The sequence below is a fragment of the Streptomyces sp. NPDC032091 genome (genome assembly GCF_055580265.1).
In genome coordinates this window covers 53,007-70,050 of record NZ_JBVILR010000019.1, presented here as the reverse complement: position 1 = coordinate 70,050, position 17,044 = coordinate 53,007, and the positions used below count along the sequence as shown (strand labels likewise).

Genomic DNA, 17,044 nt, shown 5'->3' with positions numbered 1-17,044 from the left:
GCTACGCCGGCGGCCGGACGGGGCCGGCCGGGCCGGTGGTCCGGGCCAGCAGGACCGCCACGTCGTCCTGTGGGGCGGCGGGCAGCAGCCGGGCCAGGATGCCCTCGCACAGCTCCTCCAGCGGCCGGGCGGGCCCTCCCAGGGCGTCGGCGAGGCGCTCCATCCCCTCGTCCAGGTCCCGGTCGCGGGCCTCGATCAGCCCATCGGTGTAGAGCGCGAGGAGGCTGCCCGGGGGCAGTGCGACGGTCTCGGTGCGGAAGGAGCGGCCGCCGGTGCCCAGGGGGGTGCCGGACGGGCCGCGGAGGAAGGCGACCGTGCCGTCGCCGGAGACGACGGCGGGCGGCGGGTGGCCGGCGCGGGCGATGACGCAGTCGCCGGTGGCCGCGTCGTGGACGGCGTAGACGCAGGTGGCCATCTCGTCCTCGCCGAGGTCGCAGACCACGGCGTCCAGCGAGCGGAGCATCCGCGCGGGCGGCACGTCGTGCCGGGCGAGGGTGCGGACGGCGGTACGCAGCTGGCCCATGACGGCGGCGGCGTGGATGCCGTGGCCCATGACGTCGCCGATGACCAGGCCGGTGCGGCCGCGGGGCAGCTGGATGACGTCGTACCAGTCGCCGCCGACGTCGTGGTCGCTGGCGGGCAGGTAGCGGCCGGTGAGCCGGAGGCCGGGGACGTCGGGGAGGGCGCTGTTGGTGAGGCTGCGCTGGAGGGTCAGGGCCGCGTGCCGCTGGGTGGTGTACATGCGGGCGTTGTCGATGTTGAGGGCGGCCCGGGCGACGAGTTCGTCGATGAGGACGCAGTCCTGCGCGTCGAAGGGCTCGCGGCTGCGCAGCCGGGTGACGGCGACCGCGCCGAGGACCTTGCCGCGGGCGACGAGCGGGACCATGCGGGCCGAGCCGAGGGTGGCGAGGTAGGCGCGCAGGGCGTCGGCGCGGGGGTCGGTGATCAGGGCGGGGACGTCGGAGGCGTAGAGGTTCATGGGCACGCCCTCGGCGAGGACGCGTTCGTAGACCGACCCGGCGGGGATCTGGAGGGTCTGGCCGGGGGCGAGCCGGGCGGTGGGGGCGGCGGGGTCGGGGAAGGTGGCGGCGAGGCGGCGCAGCAGCCCGTGGGCGGCGGCGGCGTGGGTCTCGTCGGGGTCCAGGACGGCTTCGAGGAGCTGGACGTCGGCGGAGTCGGCGAGCTGCGGGACCAGCAGGTCCACGATCTCCTGGGCGGTGCGGCCCAGGTCGAGGGTGGTGCCGATGCGGGTGCCGGCCTCGGCGAGGAGGGCGAAGCGGGTCCGGGCCCGTTCGGCCTCCAGCTGGGCGCGCTGGCCCTCGGTGATGTCGATGAGGGAGGCGATCAGGCCGAGGGTGCGGCCGCCGCCGTCGAGGAGGGGGGCGTAGGAGCAGGACCAGGTGTGGTCGTGGCCGGGGTCGGCGGGGGTGCGGCCGGTGCGGCGGACGTCGAGGACGGCGGTGCCGCGTTCGAGCACCTGGCGCATGGTGGCTTCGAGGGCGGCGGCGTTGACCCCGGGGACCACCTCGGTGAGGCGCCGGCCGAGGTGCTCGGCGGCGGAGACGCCGTTCATCCGGGCGAGGGCGTCGTTGACGCGCAGGAAGCGCAGGTCGGGGCCGAGGGTGGCGAGGCCGATCGGGGACTGGGTGAAGAGGCTCTGGAGGGCGGCGAGGGAGTCCCGCATCCGCAGGACCTCGGAGGTCTCGACGGCGATGAGCATGGCGCCCCTGCGGCCGCGGGGGTCGGCGGCGGGCACGATCCACATCTCCATCGCGACGCGGTGGCCGTCGCGGTGGCGCACGGGCAGGGTGCCGACGACGGTCTCGCCGGCCTGGACCCGTCGGGTCAGGTCGTCGGCGAGGGCGCGGTTGGCCTCGGGGACGAGGACGGCGGTGCCCGGGCGGCCGAGGATGTCCTCGGGGCGGTGGCCCAGGAGCTCCTGGGCGGCCAGGGACCACTCCACGACGCGCCCGTCCGCGTCCTCCCGCCACAGGGCGATCGGCAGCAGCTCGCGGAGCACGCCCGCGTAGCCGACGGCCGCCTCCGGCGGATCGGGCACCCTGCTCGTCGACTGGTACGTGTCCAAGGCACCGACCTCACGGGGGTCCGATTCGTACCGATTCACCCTATCCGAGCGCTCGACGCGGGGCGCTGTGGCAGGGGCGGGACGGGCCGGTGGGGCGGGACGGGCCGGTGGAGCGGGACGGGCCGGTGGGGCGGGACGGGCCGGTGGCGCGCCGACCGCACCCCGCCGGCCCGCCCGGAAGGCGCGCGGGCCGGTCCCGTCAGAAGTCGACCTGGGCGCGGACGTCGGCCCGGCCCACGGACTCCAGCTCCCAGGTCTTGCAGTACAGCCGGCGGATGTACTCGATGTCGGCGTTGCGGGCGGCCGCCTCGCGCACCGGGTACATCACGGTGAGCTCGTACGACTTCTCCCGGTTGATGTCGCCCTCCTTGTCACGCCACTGGCCGCGCCCCTCCTGGAGGGTCAGCCCGGAGGGGAAGCGGGGGGTGATGACGTCGGCGACGAACGCGTTGAACTCCTCCTCGGTGATGGGCGGGTTCCCGTTGTGCCGGCCCGTCCCGAAGTAGAGGTGGGTGGAGATGTACGGGCTGCCGAGGTCGGCGGCGGGCTGCGCCGCCGGGGCGGCGGAGGCGGTGGGCGTGCCGAAGGCGGCCTGCGACACCGGGCCGCCGAAGGCGAAGAGCAGGGCGGCCGCGGCCAGCAGGGCCGCGGCGGGGGTCGAGATTCTCGGGGAGCGCATGTCGTCGTCCTCACTCTGGGGTGCGTGGGTGTGTTTCCGGGGGTGCGTGCGTGTGTCCGTGTCGCGTGGGGGGGCCGCCGCGGAGGGCGGCGGGGGCCGCTCAGGCCGGCAGGGATTCCCGCAGGAAGGCGGCCGCGTCCCGCAGCGGGGCCGGGGCTCCGGAGCGGCGGCGCAGGCGGGCCGCGGTGGCGGCGAGCGTCTCGGTCGTGCGGACCGAGCCGATGCCGGCGGCGCCGGGGGCGACCCGCCCGATGAGCTCCTCCGCCTCCCGCCAGGCCCCGGCCCCGGCCAGGGCCGCGAGGAGCTGTGCGGTGAACAGGTGCCGGTAGGCGGGGCCGGGCGCGGTGGCCGCCTCGTACAGCAGGGGGATGGCCCGGTCCCAGCGGCGCAGCCGGGCCTGGACCCAGCCCTGGTGGCCGAGCAGCTCCGTCTCGTCGATCCACCACGCCCAGTGCGGGTCGCGGGCCGAGACCCCGTCCAGGAAGCGGCTGCGGGCCCGGGCGATCAGCTCCAGGGGCTCGCGGTGGCCGCCGAGCAGGGCGGTGGCGTGCGCCCGGCGGACCAGGACGAGGCTGGCGACCCGGGCGGGCAGCGGGCGCGGCCCGGCGACCCGGCCGGCGGCGTCCAAAGCGGCGCGGGGGCGGCCGGTGTGGGTGGCGAGCATGGCGTGGTTGAGCAGGGTCAGCCGGGCCGTCCAGCGGTCCCCGCAGAGGCCGGCCAGGGCGAGCGCCCGCAGGTTCATCCGGTGGGCGGGGCGGTAGCGGCCGGCGTCGAAGAGGATCCAGCCGATGACCTCGGCCAGCTCGGCGAGGGCGGCGAGGGCGTCGGGGCCGAGCCCGCGCAGGGCGTGCGGGTCGGCCGCCAGCTGCGGGATCCCGCGCACGGCCCCCCGTACGGCCGCCACGGCGGTGGTGGCGCCGCGTTCGGTGTCGAGGGCCACCAGGTGCGCGACGGCGCGTCCGGCCAGGGGGACCAGGCCGCCGGGCTCCCGCTCCGGTGCCGTCATGACAGCAGGCCGGCGTCCACCGGCCCGGAGCGGCGCCGGCCGAGCCGGCGGAACGACGAGGCCACCCGGCTGAGCCACTCCACCTCGTCGCGGAAGTCCTCGTACGGGGGCCGCGCGGGGATCTCGGAGGGGTCGGCGCACTCGGCCCGCTCCTCGGCCGGCCGGCTCAGCACGGCGCGCAGCTGGAGGGCCTCGCCCAGGGGCGAGGTGGGGTCCTCGGGGAGGTCCAGGGAACGGGCCACCCGCGAGAAGTCCTCCAGGGAGAGCGAGGTGCGCAGGATCAGCTGGCCGTCGCGGATCTCGATGACCCGGCGGTAGAGGCGGTAGTGCGGGTCGCGGGGCGGCATCAGGTCGCGCAGCCGGGAGCGCGGCGGGTCCAGGGCGATGTCGGGCGAGGCCTGGTACAGCGCCCACCACAGGGGCCGCAGCCGGCGCCAGGAGCGGTAGGAGCGGATCCAGCCGCGGGCGCGGGTGATGCGGATGCCCCAGGAGGGGATGGTCCAGCCGGCGATCTGGAGGAGGGCGCCGACGCTGCCGGCCGTCCACTGGATGGGGTCGAGGGCGCTGCCGTCGAAGTCCAGGCGGGTCCCGGCGATCTGGACGCCCCGGGTGACGCAGTAGACGAGGATCATGCTGGCGCCGACGGTGACGGTGCGCATGCCGACCTTGAGCCACTGGCGGTTGGCCATGGTGGTGAAGCGCAGCGACAGGCGCACGGTCTCGAACTGCCCCACGGCGCAGATCAGCAGGTAGAAGGACATGTACACGGCGTATCCGCCGTGCTGGATGCTGAGCAGGATCGTCGAGGTCGCCGTCTCCGAGTGGGCCACGGGGCCGACGGAGAAGGAGGAGACGACGAGCACGGCGAGCGCGCCGCCGAAGCCGAGGACGCGGCGGCGGGCCATGCGGCGGGCCTCGGCCGGCGGCGAGGACCAGTAGACGAGGACCACCTGCTGCGCGGCGGTGAGCACCACGACCGCGGCCTGGGTGATCAGCGAGGTGATGTTGGGCAGCCCGAAGAAGGCGGAGATGTGCAGCCGCAGCAGGTCCAGGTCGACCAGGAAGCTGATGCCGGAGCAGAGGAAGTAGGTGCACAGCGCCCACAGGGCGACGTCGTGCCGTCTGCGCAGCAGGTCCGGGAGCCGGTAGGCGAAGGCCGCGAGGCCCACGAAGGCGCAGACCCACGCGAGGATCGCGTAGATCACGCGGGCCCCTGTTCGGGCCTGCCCAGGCCGCTCTCGATCCGGGCCACTATCTCGGCGGCCGCGTCCGGAACGCCCCAGGCCGGTTCGGTCCAGCGCTTGTTGGCGCGGGCGAGGATCAGGGAGGCCATCGTCTCGGCCTCCTGCTCCTCGTCGTCGCTGTAGCGGGAGCGCATCAGCACGCTCCGCACGGCCTCCGGGTCGACGTCGGAGAACAGCAGTCCCGCGTCGGCCTCTTCGGCCGCCTCGTCCTCCTCGCCCGCACCCTGCGCACCGTCCGGCTCCTGCGTACCGGGGGCGGCCCCGTCCAGTTGCAGGGAGCCTTTGTGATCGAAGGCGATATGGGCGAGTTCGTGGGCGATGATGTGTTCCTTGTGCGACGCCGAAGCCGCCTTCTCGAAGGCGATGATGTCGAAGTCATCCGTTTTCAGCCATATGCCGAACAGGTGGCGTTCGGGGAAGGCCGTCGGAATCAAATGGATCGGACGTCCGCGCTGTTCGCTGAGATATGCGTGGAGTTCGTCGATGCCGCAGCCGTGCTCCATGCCCCACTCCGCGAGCAGCCCCTCGCAGGTCCGGCGCACCTTCTTCAGCCGGCGCCGGAGCGTCCGGTCCTCCGACGCCGGTAACGCGGAGCCAGGTAACTTCATCCCTCAGTCCTCCGGCGAACCCAGCGGTCGACAACGCGGCCATGATGCCATACGGCCAACTCCCCACCAGGGCCGGTGAGTTCTATCCGGCCATTCTCCAGGGCATTTCGACCGGTGATACTCCGCCGGCCGCCCTCCCCGGAGACGGGGAAAGCGGCCGGGAAATCCGGGGCGCCGGAACGGACGTCCGCGGGCGCGGTTCCGGGTGGGTCCGGGCGGTGGCTCCGCGGTGGCTTCGGGCGGCGGCTCCGGGCCGTCTCAGCGGCCGGCGAGCACGCCGGCCACGCCGCGCGCGAGGCACGGGATCCGCTCGGCGGCGATGCCCGCGATGTTGATCCGGCCGGCGGTGGTCCCGTAGATGGCGTACTGCCGGCGCAGCCGGAGCATCTCCTCGGGGGTGAGGGGCAGCATCGAGAACATCCCCCGCTGCCGTGCGAGCGAAGCCGCCTGCGCCGGCCGGCCCAGCTCCGCCAGGTGCGCGGCGAGGCTCGTGCGGTTGGCCTCGATACGGCCGCGCATGACGTCGAGTTCGGCCCGCCAGGCGGTCCGCAGGCCCTCGTCCTCCAGGACGGCCGTCACCACGGCGGCCCCGTGCTCGGGCGGCATGGAGTACAGCGTCCGGGCGGCGTTCTGCAGGGCCGTCTCCGCGTGCCGCACGGCCCGCTCCGAGGCGCCCAGGACGATGGCGCAGCCGGTGCGGTCGCTGTACAGGCCGAAATTCTTCGAGCAGCTCACGGCGATGAGCATCTCCGGCACCCGTTCGGCGAGCAGCCGGGTGGCACGCAGGTCGGCCTCCAGCCCGTCGCCGAGGCCGTGGTAGGCCAGGTCGACGAACGGGACCCAGCCGTCGCGGGCCGCGAGGGCGGCCAGCGCCTCCCAGTCCTCGGGCTCGGGGTCGACGCCGGTGGGGTTGTGGCAGCAGCCCTGGAGCAGGACCACGTCGTCGCGGCGCGCCTCGGCGAGGTCGCGCAGCACGCCCGCCGCGTCGAAACCGCCCTCGGCGTCGCGCCAGCCGTACGTGCGGACCCGGAGCCCGGCCGCCTCCAGGATGGGGCGGTGGTTGACGTACGCCGGGTCGCTGATCCACACCGTGGCGCCCGGCCTGGTGCGGCAGATCAGGTCGGCCAGCAGCCGCAGCGCGCCGGAGCCGGCGACGGTCTGGACGGCCGCCGCCCGGCCGGCCGGGCCCTGCGGTCCGGCGTCGCCCAGGACCAGGGTGAGCAGGGCCCGGTTGAAGGCGGTGTTGCCGGACAGGCCCCGGTACTCCTTGGACTCGGAGCGCTCCGCCAGGCGTATCTCCGCCTCGCGGACGGCGGCCATGACCGGCGTGCGGCCCGTGGGGTCGCGGTAGACGCCGAGCACCAGGTTCAGCCGCTCGGCCCGCTCGTCGGAGCCGAACTCGTACGTCAGGTCCCACAGCGGGTCGGTGGGCGGCGGGGGGAGGAGCTCAAGCATCTGCGGGGACCTCGGGACGGGGGCGGGCGGAGGGACGGGTACGGGGGCCGGGGCGGCGGTTGGCGAGGACCACGCCGGCGGTGATGAGGGGGACGCCCACCAGGACGGCGGCGGTCGGGGACTCGCCGAGCACCGGGACGGCGAGCAGGACCACGGCCACGGGGCTGAGGCTGCCGACGACGGAGCTGCGCTCGGCGCCCAGGCGGCGGATGGCGAAGGCGTACAGCAGGCCGGCGCAGAGTCCGACGCCGAGCCCCTGCACCACGAGGAACAGGGCGATGTCGCCGCCGGCCGCGTGCGCCAGGCCCGTCGGGAGGACCCCGGTGAGGACCAGCAGCCCGATCACGGCGAAGGAGGGCAGGCACAGCAGGCCGATCGACCCGACGGGGTCGAGGTCCACGTCGCGCAGCCCGACCGTGTACAGGGCCCACAGGCCGCTGGCCACGAGCAGGGTGCCGGCCCCTTCCAGCACGTCGGCGTCGACGGGGACGACGTAGCGCCACACCAGGGCGGCGACGCCGGCCGCGATGAGGACGAGCCCGGCCACCTGGGCGCCCCGGGGCAGGCCGCGGCCGCGGGCCGCCATCAGCGCGGCGACGAAGAGCGGGACCATCCCGGGGACGATCGAGCCGACGAAGGCCGCGGAGGTCAGGGAACCGCCGTGCATCGCGGCGAGGAAGAAGGGCACCCCGGCCCCGCAGACGATCATGAGGGCGGGGCCCGGGCGGACGGCGGCGATCTTGCGCCTGCGCCGCCACAGGGCGGGGGCCAGGACGAGCACGGGGACGCCGAAGCGCAGCAGGGCGGCGTCGGCGGGCAGCAGGGTGGAGGCGCCGAGGGCGCGGGCGCTGAGCGCGAAGGCGGCCCAGATGGCCACGGTCACCGCGAGGGCCGCCATGCCCTCGGCGTGCGGGGAGAGCCCGAACCGGCCGGTGTTTCCGGCCGGCGGGCCCGCCGTGTCGGCAGGCGCGGACGCGCCGGTGGTGTGGGTCGCGACCAAGGGATGCACTCCAGCCTGTGAGAGCGGGCCGGTCCGGCCCGTTCACCGGCAACGTTAGGGCTTGGGCCGGGGCAGCCGATTGCCAGTTCTGCCTCTCGGACATACGTTTGGGGCAGGATCTGCCAAGAAACGCCGAGAGTGCGCCGAGTAACCCCGGGAGTGGCCATGGACGCCGTCGACCTCCAGATCATCCGGGAGCTGCAGGCCGACGGGCGGCTCTCCAACCAGGACCTCGCCGACCGCGTCCGGCTGTCCCCCTCGCCCTGCCTGCGCCGGGTCCGCCGGCTGGAGGAGGCGGGCCTGATCCGGGGCTACACGGCGGTGGTGGACCAGGTCGCGTTCGGGCTGCCGATCACCGTCTTCGTCCGGATCCGCCTGGAGCGGCACACCAAGGAGGCGGTCGCCGAGTTCGAGCAGCACGTGGCGGTGATCGAGCACATCCAGGACTGCTACCTGATGGCGGGCAGCAGCGACTACCTGCTGCGCGTGGTCATCGAGGACCTGGAGGCCTACGAGGCCCTCGTCCGCCACCGGATCCACGCGATCCCCGGGATCGCCTCGATCGAGTCGAGCTTCGCGTTCGGCAGCGTCAAGCGGTCCCGCACCTATCCGCGGCCCATGCCGGGGACGGCCGCCCGGACCGTCTGAGCCGCGGGCGGTCAGCCGTCCCCGCGGAAGTGCGCGAGGGCGAAAGCGGCGAAGTCGCGGACGGCGGCGGGCACGAAGGCCTCCCGGTCGCGGACGAGCCACAGCACCCGGCGGCAGTCCGGCGCCGCCAGCCGCGCCCAGGCCACGCCGGCGCGCGGGCCGGCGTCCCGGGCCATCGCCGGGAGCAGGGCGACGCCCAGGCCCGTACCGACCAGGTCGAGGAGCGCGCCGGGCTCGTTGCCCTCGCAGACGACGGCGGGCCGCAGCCCGGCCCCGGCGAACAGCCGGTCGGCGAGTTCCCGCTGCCAGTGCCCCGGCCCCGGGGTGAGGAACGGCTCCCCCGCCAGCTCCGCCACGGCGACGCCCTCCCGTCCGGCCAGCCGGTGCCCGGCGGGCACGGCGAGCAGGACCTCCTCGCGGAGCAGCTCCACCGCCTCCAGCCCGGGCCCGGCGAGGGGGGCGGAGGCGAGGCAGAGGTCGGCCCCGCGGGTGCGCAGCAGGTGCGCCATCGCGTCGGCGGGGCACTGGCGCAGCCGCACGTCCACGCCGGGGTGGGCAAGGCGGTGGCCCGGGAGGAGGGCCGCCACCGTCATCAGGGTCTCGGCGGCCACCGTCACGCCGCCGCTTCCGGTGCCCGCCGCCTCGGCCAGTTCGCGGCGGCCGTCCTCCAGTTCGGCCAGCGCCCGGTCGACGCGGCGCAGGAACGCGGCGCCGTGCCGGTTCAGGCGGATGCGGCGGCCGCGGCGCTCGAAGAGCAGCACACCGAGCTCGGCCTCCAGGCGGGCGACGGTGCGGCTCACCGAGGGCTGGGCCACGCGCAGTTCGGCGGCCGCCCGGCTGATGTGCTCGTGGCGGGCGACGGCCTGGAAGCAGCGCAGTGCGAGCAGGTCCATCTCCCCGTCCCCTTCATACCCGTGAAGGCATCCTTTCATGGCCGAACCGGTCTTGGACCGTATGAACGGTGCGCCCCTAGCCTGCGGAGCATGACCGAGAACAGTGTGAACACGGGTGTGCCGTACCGGAGTTACGTCGAGTCCGTCCTGGAGGTGCTGGCCCGCTCCCCCGGCCGGCCGGCCCTGGTGCCGGCGCGGGGCCCCGCCGTCACCGCCGGGGAGCTGCGCGACGGGATCCTGCGGACGGCTGCGGAGCTGGCGGAGCGGGGCGTGGGCCGGGGCGCCACCGTCGCCTTCCTGACGGGGAACCGGCCCGAGGCGCTCACCGCCCGGTACGCGGCGAACCTGATCGGCGCGCGGGCGGTGTTCCTGGGCGAGGGCACGGCCCCGGAGGCGCGGGCGCGGATCGTGGAGGGCGTCGGCCCGGCGGTGCTGCTGGTGGCGCCCGGCACGGAGGCCGCCGTCCGGGCGCTGCTCGCCCGGGTCGAGGTGGAGGCCGTCCTGTCCCTGGGGCCGTCCCCGGACCACGAGGACCTGACGGCGGCCGCGGCGCTGCGGCCGCCCCGCCCGGTGGCGGGCGCGGCCCGCCCCGGGGACGACTGGTGCGTCCGCTTCACCGGCGGCACCACCGGGGTCCCCAAGGGGGTGCGGATGGCGCACGGCCCGTACGCGCGGACGCTGGCCCTCCACGCCGGCCGGATTCCCGCCGGGAGCCCGCCCCGCACCCTCGCCTGCACCCCGCTCGCGCACATGGCGGGCGTCCTCGCGGACATCACCCTCCTCGCCGGCGGCACCGTCGTGCTCCGGCCCGGGTTCGAGGCGGGCGACGTGCTGGCGGCCCTCGCCCGCGAGCGGATCACGGACGTCTGGCTGCTGCCGCCGCTGCTCTACGAGCTGCTGGACCACCCGGACCGGCCGGCGACCGACCTGTCCGCCCTGCGCCGCGTCTTCTACGGCGGGACCGCCGCGTCGGCGGGGCGGCTGCGGGAGGCGGCCCGGGCGTTCGGGCCGGTGCTGCACGGCTGGTACGGGCAGACGGAGGCGGGCAACATCGCCGAGGTGCTGCCGCACGAGCACGGGGTGACGGGCCCCGGCGGGCTGCCGACGGCGGGCCGGCCGGGGCCCGGCGTCACCATCGAGATCCGCGGCGCCGACGGCCGGCCGCTGCCCGCCGGGGAGAGCGGGGAGATCGTCGTCCGGACCCCGATGCCGATGAGCGGGTACTGGCGGCAGCCCGGGCCGACCGCGGAGGTGCTGCGCGACGGCTGGATCCGTACCGGGGACGTCGGCTGCCTGGACGCCGAGGGCCGCCTGTTCGTCCTGGACCGGCTCGGGGACCGGATCGTCGTGGTCGGCGGGCACGTCCACCCGGCGGAACTGGAGGAACTGCTCCTGGCCCATCCCGCCGTCGCCCGGTGCGCGGTGTTCGGGGTGCGCCGGGCGGACGGGACCGAGGAGGTGCACGCGGCGGTCGTCCCCGTGCCGGGGCGGGACGCGGGGCCCGGGGTGGTCCGGGAGTACGTCACGCGGCACATGGGGGCGATGTACGCGCCCCGCGCCGTGCACACCGTGGACCGGATCCCGCTCACCGGCGTCGGCAAGCCCGACAAGCGACTGCTGGCCCGCACCCTGGGAGGCCCGGCGGGACGCCCCCCGGCTCAGGCGTAGCGTTCGAAGAGTGCGTCGAGGTAGTCCTCCAGCCGGTCCGCCATCACCCGCGGGGTGAGGTCGGTCCGGCCCAGCGCACGCCAGGGCACGGCGACCTTCTCCGCGTCCGGGGCGAAGGCCAGGGCGTCGAGCAGGCGCCAGTAGAGGTGACCGGCCGGGTCCTCGGCCAGGGTTCCCCCGGCCGCCGTGTAGCGGTCGGCGAAGCCCATGCCCGCGGGCACCCCGTGCAGCAGGGCCAGGGAGGTCGAGCAGTGGGCGACGTCCAGGTCGGCCGGCCCCCAGGAGGTCTCCACCCAGTCGACGACCCCGCTGACGCGCAGGGCCTCGCCGGTCCCCTCGAAGAGGACGTTGCCGGGGTGGAAGTCGCGGTGCAGGAAGCAGGCCCGGTGCTCCGGGGGCTCGCGGCGGATGACGTCCGCGGCCCGCCGCCACAGCGCGGGCCTCCCGGTGTCCTCCGGCGGGGTGACCTGTTCGGCGGAGGCCCACGCCTGGTAGGCGCGGGGCCGGTCCGCCGCGGACACCCGTAGCCGGTGGATGCCCAGCAGCTGCCGGGCCATCAGCTCGGCGCGCCGCCCGTGCTCCCCGTCGTCGACGCGCACGGTCCCGGGCAGCAGGGACATCAGCAGGGAGGGGTGGTCGCAGTGCTCCGCCGTCGGGTCCACGGCCACGAGCGAGGCGGCGGGGACGTCCGTGCCGGCGAGCAGCCGCAGGATCGCCGCCTCGCGCGCCAGCAGGCCCTCGGCGTGACGGAGGTAGAAGGGCCGGACGAAGGACCGCAGTACCAGCGACCGGGCGCCCGCCGCCCCGCCGGCCAGGTCCAGACGGCGCATCCGCGAGGTCCAGCCGCCCTGGAGCGGCGTGGCGCCCTCAATGCGCTCCCCGTCGGGCAGTGTGCCCTCCACCCAGGCGCGGGTCGCCGCCCAGTCCCGCTCCGTCTGCTCCGCCTGCTCCGTCTCCGCGTGCGTCCCCATGGCCGCAGCCTAGTTGTACACAGCACGGACCGGGGGAAAACCCGAGAAGTCACGGCACCCGGCCGCCTAGGCTCACCCCATGCCCGTCTCCGAGATACAGCAGATCAAGACCTTCCTCGCGGCCTTCGCGCGCCGCAAGGCCGCGCGGACCGTCGACTTCCCCGGCGGATTCGCCGCGCTCGACGACGCGTTCCCGCTCTCGTACGGCAACAACTACGCCGTCGTCGACGGAGCGGTCGACCCCGGGGCACTGCCCGCCCTGGCGGACGAGGTACTGGGGCACCTGCCGTACCGCCAGCTCACCGTCCTCGACGACGAGACCGGGAAGGCCTGCGCCGAGCCGCTGCTGCGGGCCGGCTACGCGCACTCCGTCTACCTCGTCATGCTGCACGGGGGTCCGGTGCCGGCCGACGGCGGGGCGGAGGAGGTGGACCTCGACGCGCTCCGCGTGCCGCTGGCCCGGCGCTGGCGCGACTTCCTGCCCGAGGCCGGCGAGGAGGTGATCCGCCAGCTCGTCGACCGCCGCGACACCGGCCGGCGCGGGGCCGACACCGTGCGGTTCATCGGCGCCCGCTCGCCGGAGGGCGAGGTCGTCTCGTGGGCCGACCTCTACCTGGACCCCGCCTCGGGCACGGCCCAGATCGAGGACCTGGTCACCTCCGAGCTCCACCTGGGGCGCGGCTACGGCGACGCGGTCCTGGCCTCCGCCCTGCGCCGGGCCGCCGACGCGCACTGCGCCACCCGTTTCCTGACGGCCGACGCGGCCGACTGGCCGCGCCACTGGTACGAGCGCCGGGGCTTCTCGGTCATCGGCCGGTGCCACGGCTTCGAGCGGGTCTGAGGCAGCGTCACCCGGACGGGTCGGGCGGCGGCTCGGGCAGGTACTGCTCGAAGAAGACCCGCCCGACCAGCTCGCGGCGGGAGCGCACCCCGGTCTTGGCGAACACCGACTTGAGGTGGTCCTGCACCGTCAGCGGGGAGAGGGCCAGCCCGGCGGCGATCTGCGCCGTCGACGCGCCGCGCAGCACCTGCCGCAGCACCTGGCACTCCCTCGGGGTCAGCGCGTACGCCCGCAGCAGCGCGGCGATCCGGTCGGGCGGGGACGCCGGCCCGACGGACAGGGCGATCTGCGGTGCGGGGCCCCCGTCCAGGCGCCAGCCCTCGATGCCCGCCCAGCCTCCGGAGCGGGTGGGCACGCACACCCGGCTGCCGCCCGCCTCACTGCGCAGCGCGGCCGCCGCCACCCCGTAGGCGGCGGCCGGCAGACCGGTGCCGGCCGCGGGTACCTCGGCCAGCTCGGCGAACCAGGCCCGGGCCGCGGCGGAGGAGGTGAGCAGCTCGTACTCGGCGCCGAGCAGGACCATCGCCCGCGCCTCGGGGTCGCGGCCGCCCGGCACGGCCGTCAGGGAGTCGCGCAGGGCCCGGCCCAGCGGGGCGCAGAGCCGGGCGGCGAACTCCGTCTCGGCGGCGGAGAACGGCACTCCGCCGGCGTCGCGAACCATGACCAGCGCGCCCCACACCCGGCCGGCGTCGCGCAGCAGGATCCGCATCTCGTCGCCCAGCCCCTGCGGGCGGTAGATGTCGCGGTAGCGGGTGCTGCGGTCGAGCCGGCCGTCGAGTCCGGTGTGCAGGGTCCCCACGGGCGCGGTGCCCGACCGGGCGAGGGCGGGCATCTGGAGCGCGTCCCCCTCGCGGTACTCGATGTCGAGCATCCGGGGCATCCACCGCGCGCCCACGCCGTGCCGGTAGACGCCGCCGACGTTGAGCAGGGTGTCCGGGTCCAGCAGGACCCCGGCCCACAGCTCGAAGGGGACGGTGCGCGCCAGTTCGGCCGCGGCCGCCTCCAGCACCGGGACGGGGCCGGTCGCTTCCCGCGCGGCCCGGACCGTACGCCGGTACGCGGCCTGCCAGTACGTGGGGCCGGTCATGCGTCCTCCCGTTCGGCCGCCCGGCGGGGCGGACAGGGGTCCAGATTCGGCCATGGCGCTGAACGTTCGATAAACGGCGCGGGGCGGGTCGCACCCCCAGGTTCCTGGGATGGCGCGGCCGGCGCGGCGTCCGCACACTGCGGAGGGACTTCGGGCCGGTGACCGAGGGGTGCGGGGGGATCGATGACGGGGAAGTCGGTGGGCAGAGGGGTGCTCGACGGGGCGTTCGCGCTGCTCGACGCGTTGCGGCGGGCGGGCGGGGAGGCGGGGCTGACGGAGATCGCCGTGGCGTGCGGGGTGCCGAAGGGGACGGCTCACCGCCTGCTGGAGCAGCTGGCCGCGCTGGGGGCGGTCGAGCGGCGGGGCCGGCGCTACGTGCTGGGGCCGGAGCTGTTCCGGCTGGGGCAGTCGTGGCAGCCGTACCCGGGGCTGCGGGCGGCGGCGCGGACGCCGTTGCTGCGGGTGCGGATGACGACGGGCGCCAGCGCCGTCCTGGTGGTGCCGCGTGACGGGATGGCGCTGACGGTGGCCTCGGTGCCGGGGCTCGCCGAACCGCTGGTGCCGGTGCGCGACGGGATGTGCTTCCCGCTCGGCACGGCCGCGGGGCTGGCCCTGACGAGCCGGGAGCGGGGCCCGTTCGTGGACCGCGAGGGCGTGGTGCCGGGGCTGTGCTGTGCGGCGCTCCCGGTGCGGGGCCGGGACGGGCGGGTGGTGGCGGCGCTGGCCGCGATGACCCCGGCGGACCGGCCCCTGGCCCCGCTGACGGCCGCGGCCGCGGCGGCGGCCGCAGCGCTGTCGGCCCGCCTCCCCCGCACCGCCCACCCCTGGCGGGACGACCCCGCGCGGGCCCGCACGACCTGGCCGGAGCCGCTGCGGCGGGCCGGGTCGGGGGGCTAGCGGAGGGCGGCTTCGAAGGTGGTGTAGGCGGCCGTGTCGAAGAGGACGAAGCGGACCTCCTCCACCCGGGTGGGGGTGGTGCGGACGGTGTCGATCGCGATGCGGGCGCCGTCGTCCATGGGCCAGCCGTAGATGCCGGTGGAGATGGCCGGGAAGGCCACGGTGCGGGCGCCCAGTTCGTCGGCGACGCGCAGGGATGCGCGGTAGCAGGAGGCGAGGAGCTCCGAGCGGTCCTCGTGGCGGGACCAGACGGGGCCGACGGTGTGGATGACGTGCTCGGCCGGGAGGCGGCCGGCGGTGGTGGCGACCGCCTGCCCGGTGGGCAGGCCCTTGCCGTAGTGGGAGCGGCGCAGGTCCTCGCAGGCGGCGAGGATCTCGGGGCCGCCGCGCCGGTGGATGGCGCCGTCCACTCCCCCGCCGCCGAGCAGGGAGGAGTTGGCGGCGTTGACCACCGCGTCGGCCTCTTCGGCGGTGATGTCGCCCTGGACGAGGGTGATGCGGACCATCAGTGGGCTGCCTTTCGCAGGTGGCGCCAGACCGCCTTGGCGGCGTTGTGGCCGGACATGCCGTGCACGCCGGGTCCGGGCGGGGTGGCCGAGGAGCAGAGGAAGACCGCCGGGTGGGCGGTGGTGTACGGGGAGAGGGTGATCCGGGGCCGCAGCAGCAGCTGGAGTCCGGCCGCTGAGCCGCAGGCGATGTCGCCGCCGACGTAGTTGGGGTTGCGGGCGGCGAGCTCCGGCGGGCCGGCGGTGGCGCGGGCGAGCACCAGGTCGCGGAAGCCGGGGGCGAAGCGCTCCAGCTGTCGTTCGACGGCTTCGGTGAGGTCGCCGGTCCAGCCGGCGGGGACGTGCCCGTACGCCCAGAAGACGTGCTTGCCCTCCGGTGCCCGGCCGGGGTCGACCAGGCTGGGCTGGGCGGTGATGAGGAACGGGCTGCGGGGGGCGCGGCCGCCCGAGGCCAGCTGGAGGGCGGCGTCGATGTCGCGGCTGCCGGGGCCGATCTGGACGGTGCCGGCCCGGCGGGGGGCCTCGGCGGTCCAGGGGACGGGTCCGGACAGGGCGTAGTCGAGCTTGAAGGCGGCGGCCCCGTAGCGGTAGCCGTCGTACGCGCGGCCCAGGCGGGCGATCCGGGCCAGGGCGGTCGGGGAGGTGTCGAAGACGTAGGCGCGGGCCGGCGGCAGGTCGTCGAGCCGCTTGACCTCGAAGCCGGTGTGGACGGCGCCGCCGAGGTCGGCGAGGTAGCCGGCGAGCGCGTCGGAGATCGACTGGGAGCCGCCCCGCGCCACCGGCCAGCCGCCGGCGTGCGCGGCCAGGGCGAAGACCAGGCCGACGGCGCCGGTGCCGATGCCGTTCAGCGGGGCGATGACGTGCGCGACGAGCCCGGCGAACAGGGCCCGGGCGCGGTCCTCGCGGAAGCGGCGCATCAGCCAGGTGGAGGGCGGCAGGCCGGTGAGGCCGAACCGGGCGAGGAGGAGCGGGTCGCGGGGCAGCGCGGTGTCGGGCAGGGACATGAAGTCCCGCGCGAGGGTGTCCCATTGGCCGAGGTAGGGCTCCACCAGGCGGCGGTAGGCGCCCGCGTCCCGGGGGCCGAGGGACGCCGCCGTCTCCGCGACGGAGCGGGAGAGTACGGCGGCCGTGCCGTCGTCGAAGGGGTGCGCCATGGGCAGCGGGGCGTGCAGCCACTCCAGCCCGTACCGCTTCAGCGGCATCGTCTTGAACACCGGGGAGCCGGCGCCCAGCGGGTGCACGGCCGAGCAGGGGTCGTGCCGGAAGCCGGGGAGGGTGAGCTCCTCGGTGCGGGCGCCGCCGCCGACGGATCCGGCGGCCTCGAAGACGGCCACCGAGTGGCCGCGGCGGGCCAGTTCGACCGCGGCCGTCAGGCCGTTGGGCCCCGCCCCCACCACGACTGCGTCGAGAATCGACGGCACTGACAGCTCCTTCGTCCGGCGGCGGCCACTGCCC

16 protein-coding genes are annotated in these 17,044 nt (G+C 76.0%); 4 read left to right on the top strand and 12 right to left on the bottom strand.

The window, feature by feature from the left end; genetic code table 11:
* Position 1: 1 nt before the first annotated feature.
* From ACZ5NJ_RS27215 to ACZ5NJ_RS27185, 7 genes are all read right to left on the bottom strand, one after another.
* Complete coding sequence (locus ACZ5NJ_RS27215) at positions 2 to 2,086, bottom strand: SpoIIE family protein phosphatase (RefSeq protein WP_468768007.1); 2,085 nt, start codon at positions 2,084 to 2,086, stop codon at positions 2 to 4.
* Between the two features lie 199 nt (positions 2,087 to 2,285).
* Positions 2,286 to 2,765 (bottom strand): DUF3574 domain-containing protein, encoded by a 480-nt coding sequence (locus ACZ5NJ_RS27210; RefSeq protein WP_468768006.1) that lies wholly within the window; start codon positions 2,763 to 2,765, stop codon positions 2,286 to 2,288.
* Between the two features lie 100 nt (positions 2,766 to 2,865).
* The gene (locus tag ACZ5NJ_RS27205; protein WP_468768004.1) at positions 2,866 to 3,771 is read right to left on the bottom strand and encodes a DNA-binding protein; all 906 of its coding nucleotides are present in this window, start codon (positions 3,769 to 3,771) and stop codon (positions 2,866 to 2,868) included.
* On the bottom strand, positions 3,768 to 4,976 hold the full coding sequence (locus ACZ5NJ_RS27200) for an MAB_1171c family putative transporter (RefSeq protein WP_468768002.1): 1,209 nt from the start codon (positions 4,974 to 4,976) through the stop codon (positions 3,768 to 3,770). The genes ACZ5NJ_RS27205 and ACZ5NJ_RS27200 overlap by 4 nt, the downstream gene beginning before the upstream one ends.
* Positions 4,973 to 5,623, bottom strand: coding sequence for a hypothetical protein (locus ACZ5NJ_RS27195; protein ID WP_468768000.1), 651 nt, complete (start codon positions 5,621 to 5,623; stop codon positions 4,973 to 4,975). The genes ACZ5NJ_RS27200 and ACZ5NJ_RS27195 overlap by 4 nt, the downstream gene beginning before the upstream one ends.
* Before the next feature lie 258 nt (positions 5,624 to 5,881).
* Positions 5,882 to 7,078 carry an amino acid aminotransferase gene (locus tag ACZ5NJ_RS27190; RefSeq protein WP_468767999.1) on the bottom strand — a complete coding sequence of 399 codons (1,197 nt, stop codon included), beginning with the start codon at positions 7,076 to 7,078 and terminating at the stop codon, positions 5,882 to 5,884.
* Entirely contained in the window at positions 7,071 to 8,078 is a 1,008-nt protein-coding gene (locus tag ACZ5NJ_RS27185) for a DMT family transporter (RefSeq protein ID WP_468767998.1), read from the bottom strand. The genes ACZ5NJ_RS27190 and ACZ5NJ_RS27185 overlap by 8 nt, the downstream gene beginning before the upstream one ends.
* Positions 8,079 to 8,243: 165 nt before the next feature.
* Here ACZ5NJ_RS27185 and ACZ5NJ_RS27180 point away from each other — a divergent pair, with 165 nt between their 5' ends.
* A complete protein-coding gene (locus ACZ5NJ_RS27180; RefSeq protein ID WP_468767996.1) occupies positions 8,244 to 8,726 on the top strand; it encodes an Lrp/AsnC family transcriptional regulator in 483 nt (160 codons plus the stop codon).
* A gap of 11 nt (positions 8,727 to 8,737) precedes the next feature.
* On the opposite strand, the gene ACZ5NJ_RS27175 is transcribed toward ACZ5NJ_RS27180, so the two are convergent.
* Positions 8,738 to 9,619 (bottom strand): LysR substrate-binding domain-containing protein, encoded by an 882-nt coding sequence (locus ACZ5NJ_RS27175; protein WP_468767995.1) that lies wholly within the window; start codon positions 9,617 to 9,619, stop codon positions 8,738 to 8,740.
* 90 nt (positions 9,620 to 9,709) lie between these two features.
* Between ACZ5NJ_RS27175 and ACZ5NJ_RS27170 the strand changes: the two genes are divergently transcribed.
* Positions 9,710 to 11,287, top strand: coding sequence for an AMP-binding protein (locus tag ACZ5NJ_RS27170; RefSeq protein WP_468767994.1), 1,578 nt, complete (start codon positions 9,710 to 9,712; stop codon positions 11,285 to 11,287).
* Here ACZ5NJ_RS27170 and ACZ5NJ_RS27165 read toward each other — a convergent pair.
* On the bottom strand, positions 11,278 to 12,258 hold the full coding sequence (locus ACZ5NJ_RS27165) for a phosphotransferase family protein (RefSeq protein WP_468767993.1): 981 nt from the start codon (positions 12,256 to 12,258) through the stop codon (positions 11,278 to 11,280). The genes ACZ5NJ_RS27170 and ACZ5NJ_RS27165 overlap by 10 nt on opposite strands.
* A gap of 79 nt (positions 12,259 to 12,337) precedes the next feature.
* On the opposite strand from ACZ5NJ_RS27165, the gene ACZ5NJ_RS27160 reads away from it, so the two are divergent.
* Positions 12,338 to 13,099, top strand: coding sequence for a GNAT family N-acetyltransferase (locus tag ACZ5NJ_RS27160; protein WP_468767991.1), 762 nt, complete (start codon positions 12,338 to 12,340; stop codon positions 13,097 to 13,099).
* Positions 13,100 to 13,106: 7 nt separating this feature from the next.
* On the opposite strand, the gene ACZ5NJ_RS27155 is transcribed toward ACZ5NJ_RS27160, so the two are convergent.
* Positions 13,107 to 14,186 carry a helix-turn-helix transcriptional regulator gene (locus ACZ5NJ_RS27155; RefSeq protein WP_468767989.1) on the bottom strand — a complete coding sequence of 360 codons (1,080 nt, stop codon included), beginning with the start codon at positions 14,184 to 14,186 and terminating at the stop codon, positions 13,107 to 13,109.
* 183 nt (positions 14,187 to 14,369) lie between these two features.
* Here ACZ5NJ_RS27155 and ACZ5NJ_RS27150 point away from each other — a divergent pair, with 183 nt between their 5' ends.
* Complete coding sequence (locus ACZ5NJ_RS27150; protein ID WP_468767988.1) at positions 14,370 to 15,083, top strand: IclR family transcriptional regulator; 714 nt, start codon at positions 14,370 to 14,372, stop codon at positions 15,081 to 15,083.
* Here ACZ5NJ_RS27150 and ACZ5NJ_RS27145 read toward each other — a convergent pair.
* Both ACZ5NJ_RS27145 and ACZ5NJ_RS27140 read right to left on the bottom strand, forming a co-directional pair.
* Complete coding sequence (locus ACZ5NJ_RS27145; RefSeq protein ID WP_468767987.1) at positions 15,080 to 15,589, bottom strand: O-acetyl-ADP-ribose deacetylase; 510 nt, start codon at positions 15,587 to 15,589, stop codon at positions 15,080 to 15,082. The two genes, ACZ5NJ_RS27150 and ACZ5NJ_RS27145, sit on opposite strands and share 4 nt — an antisense overlap.
* Positions 15,589 to 17,010, bottom strand: coding sequence for a phytoene desaturase family protein (locus tag ACZ5NJ_RS27140; RefSeq protein ID WP_468767985.1), 1,422 nt, complete (start codon positions 17,008 to 17,010; stop codon positions 15,589 to 15,591). The genes ACZ5NJ_RS27145 and ACZ5NJ_RS27140 overlap by 1 nt, the downstream gene beginning before the upstream one ends.
* Positions 17,011 to 17,044: the final 34 nt, after the last annotated feature.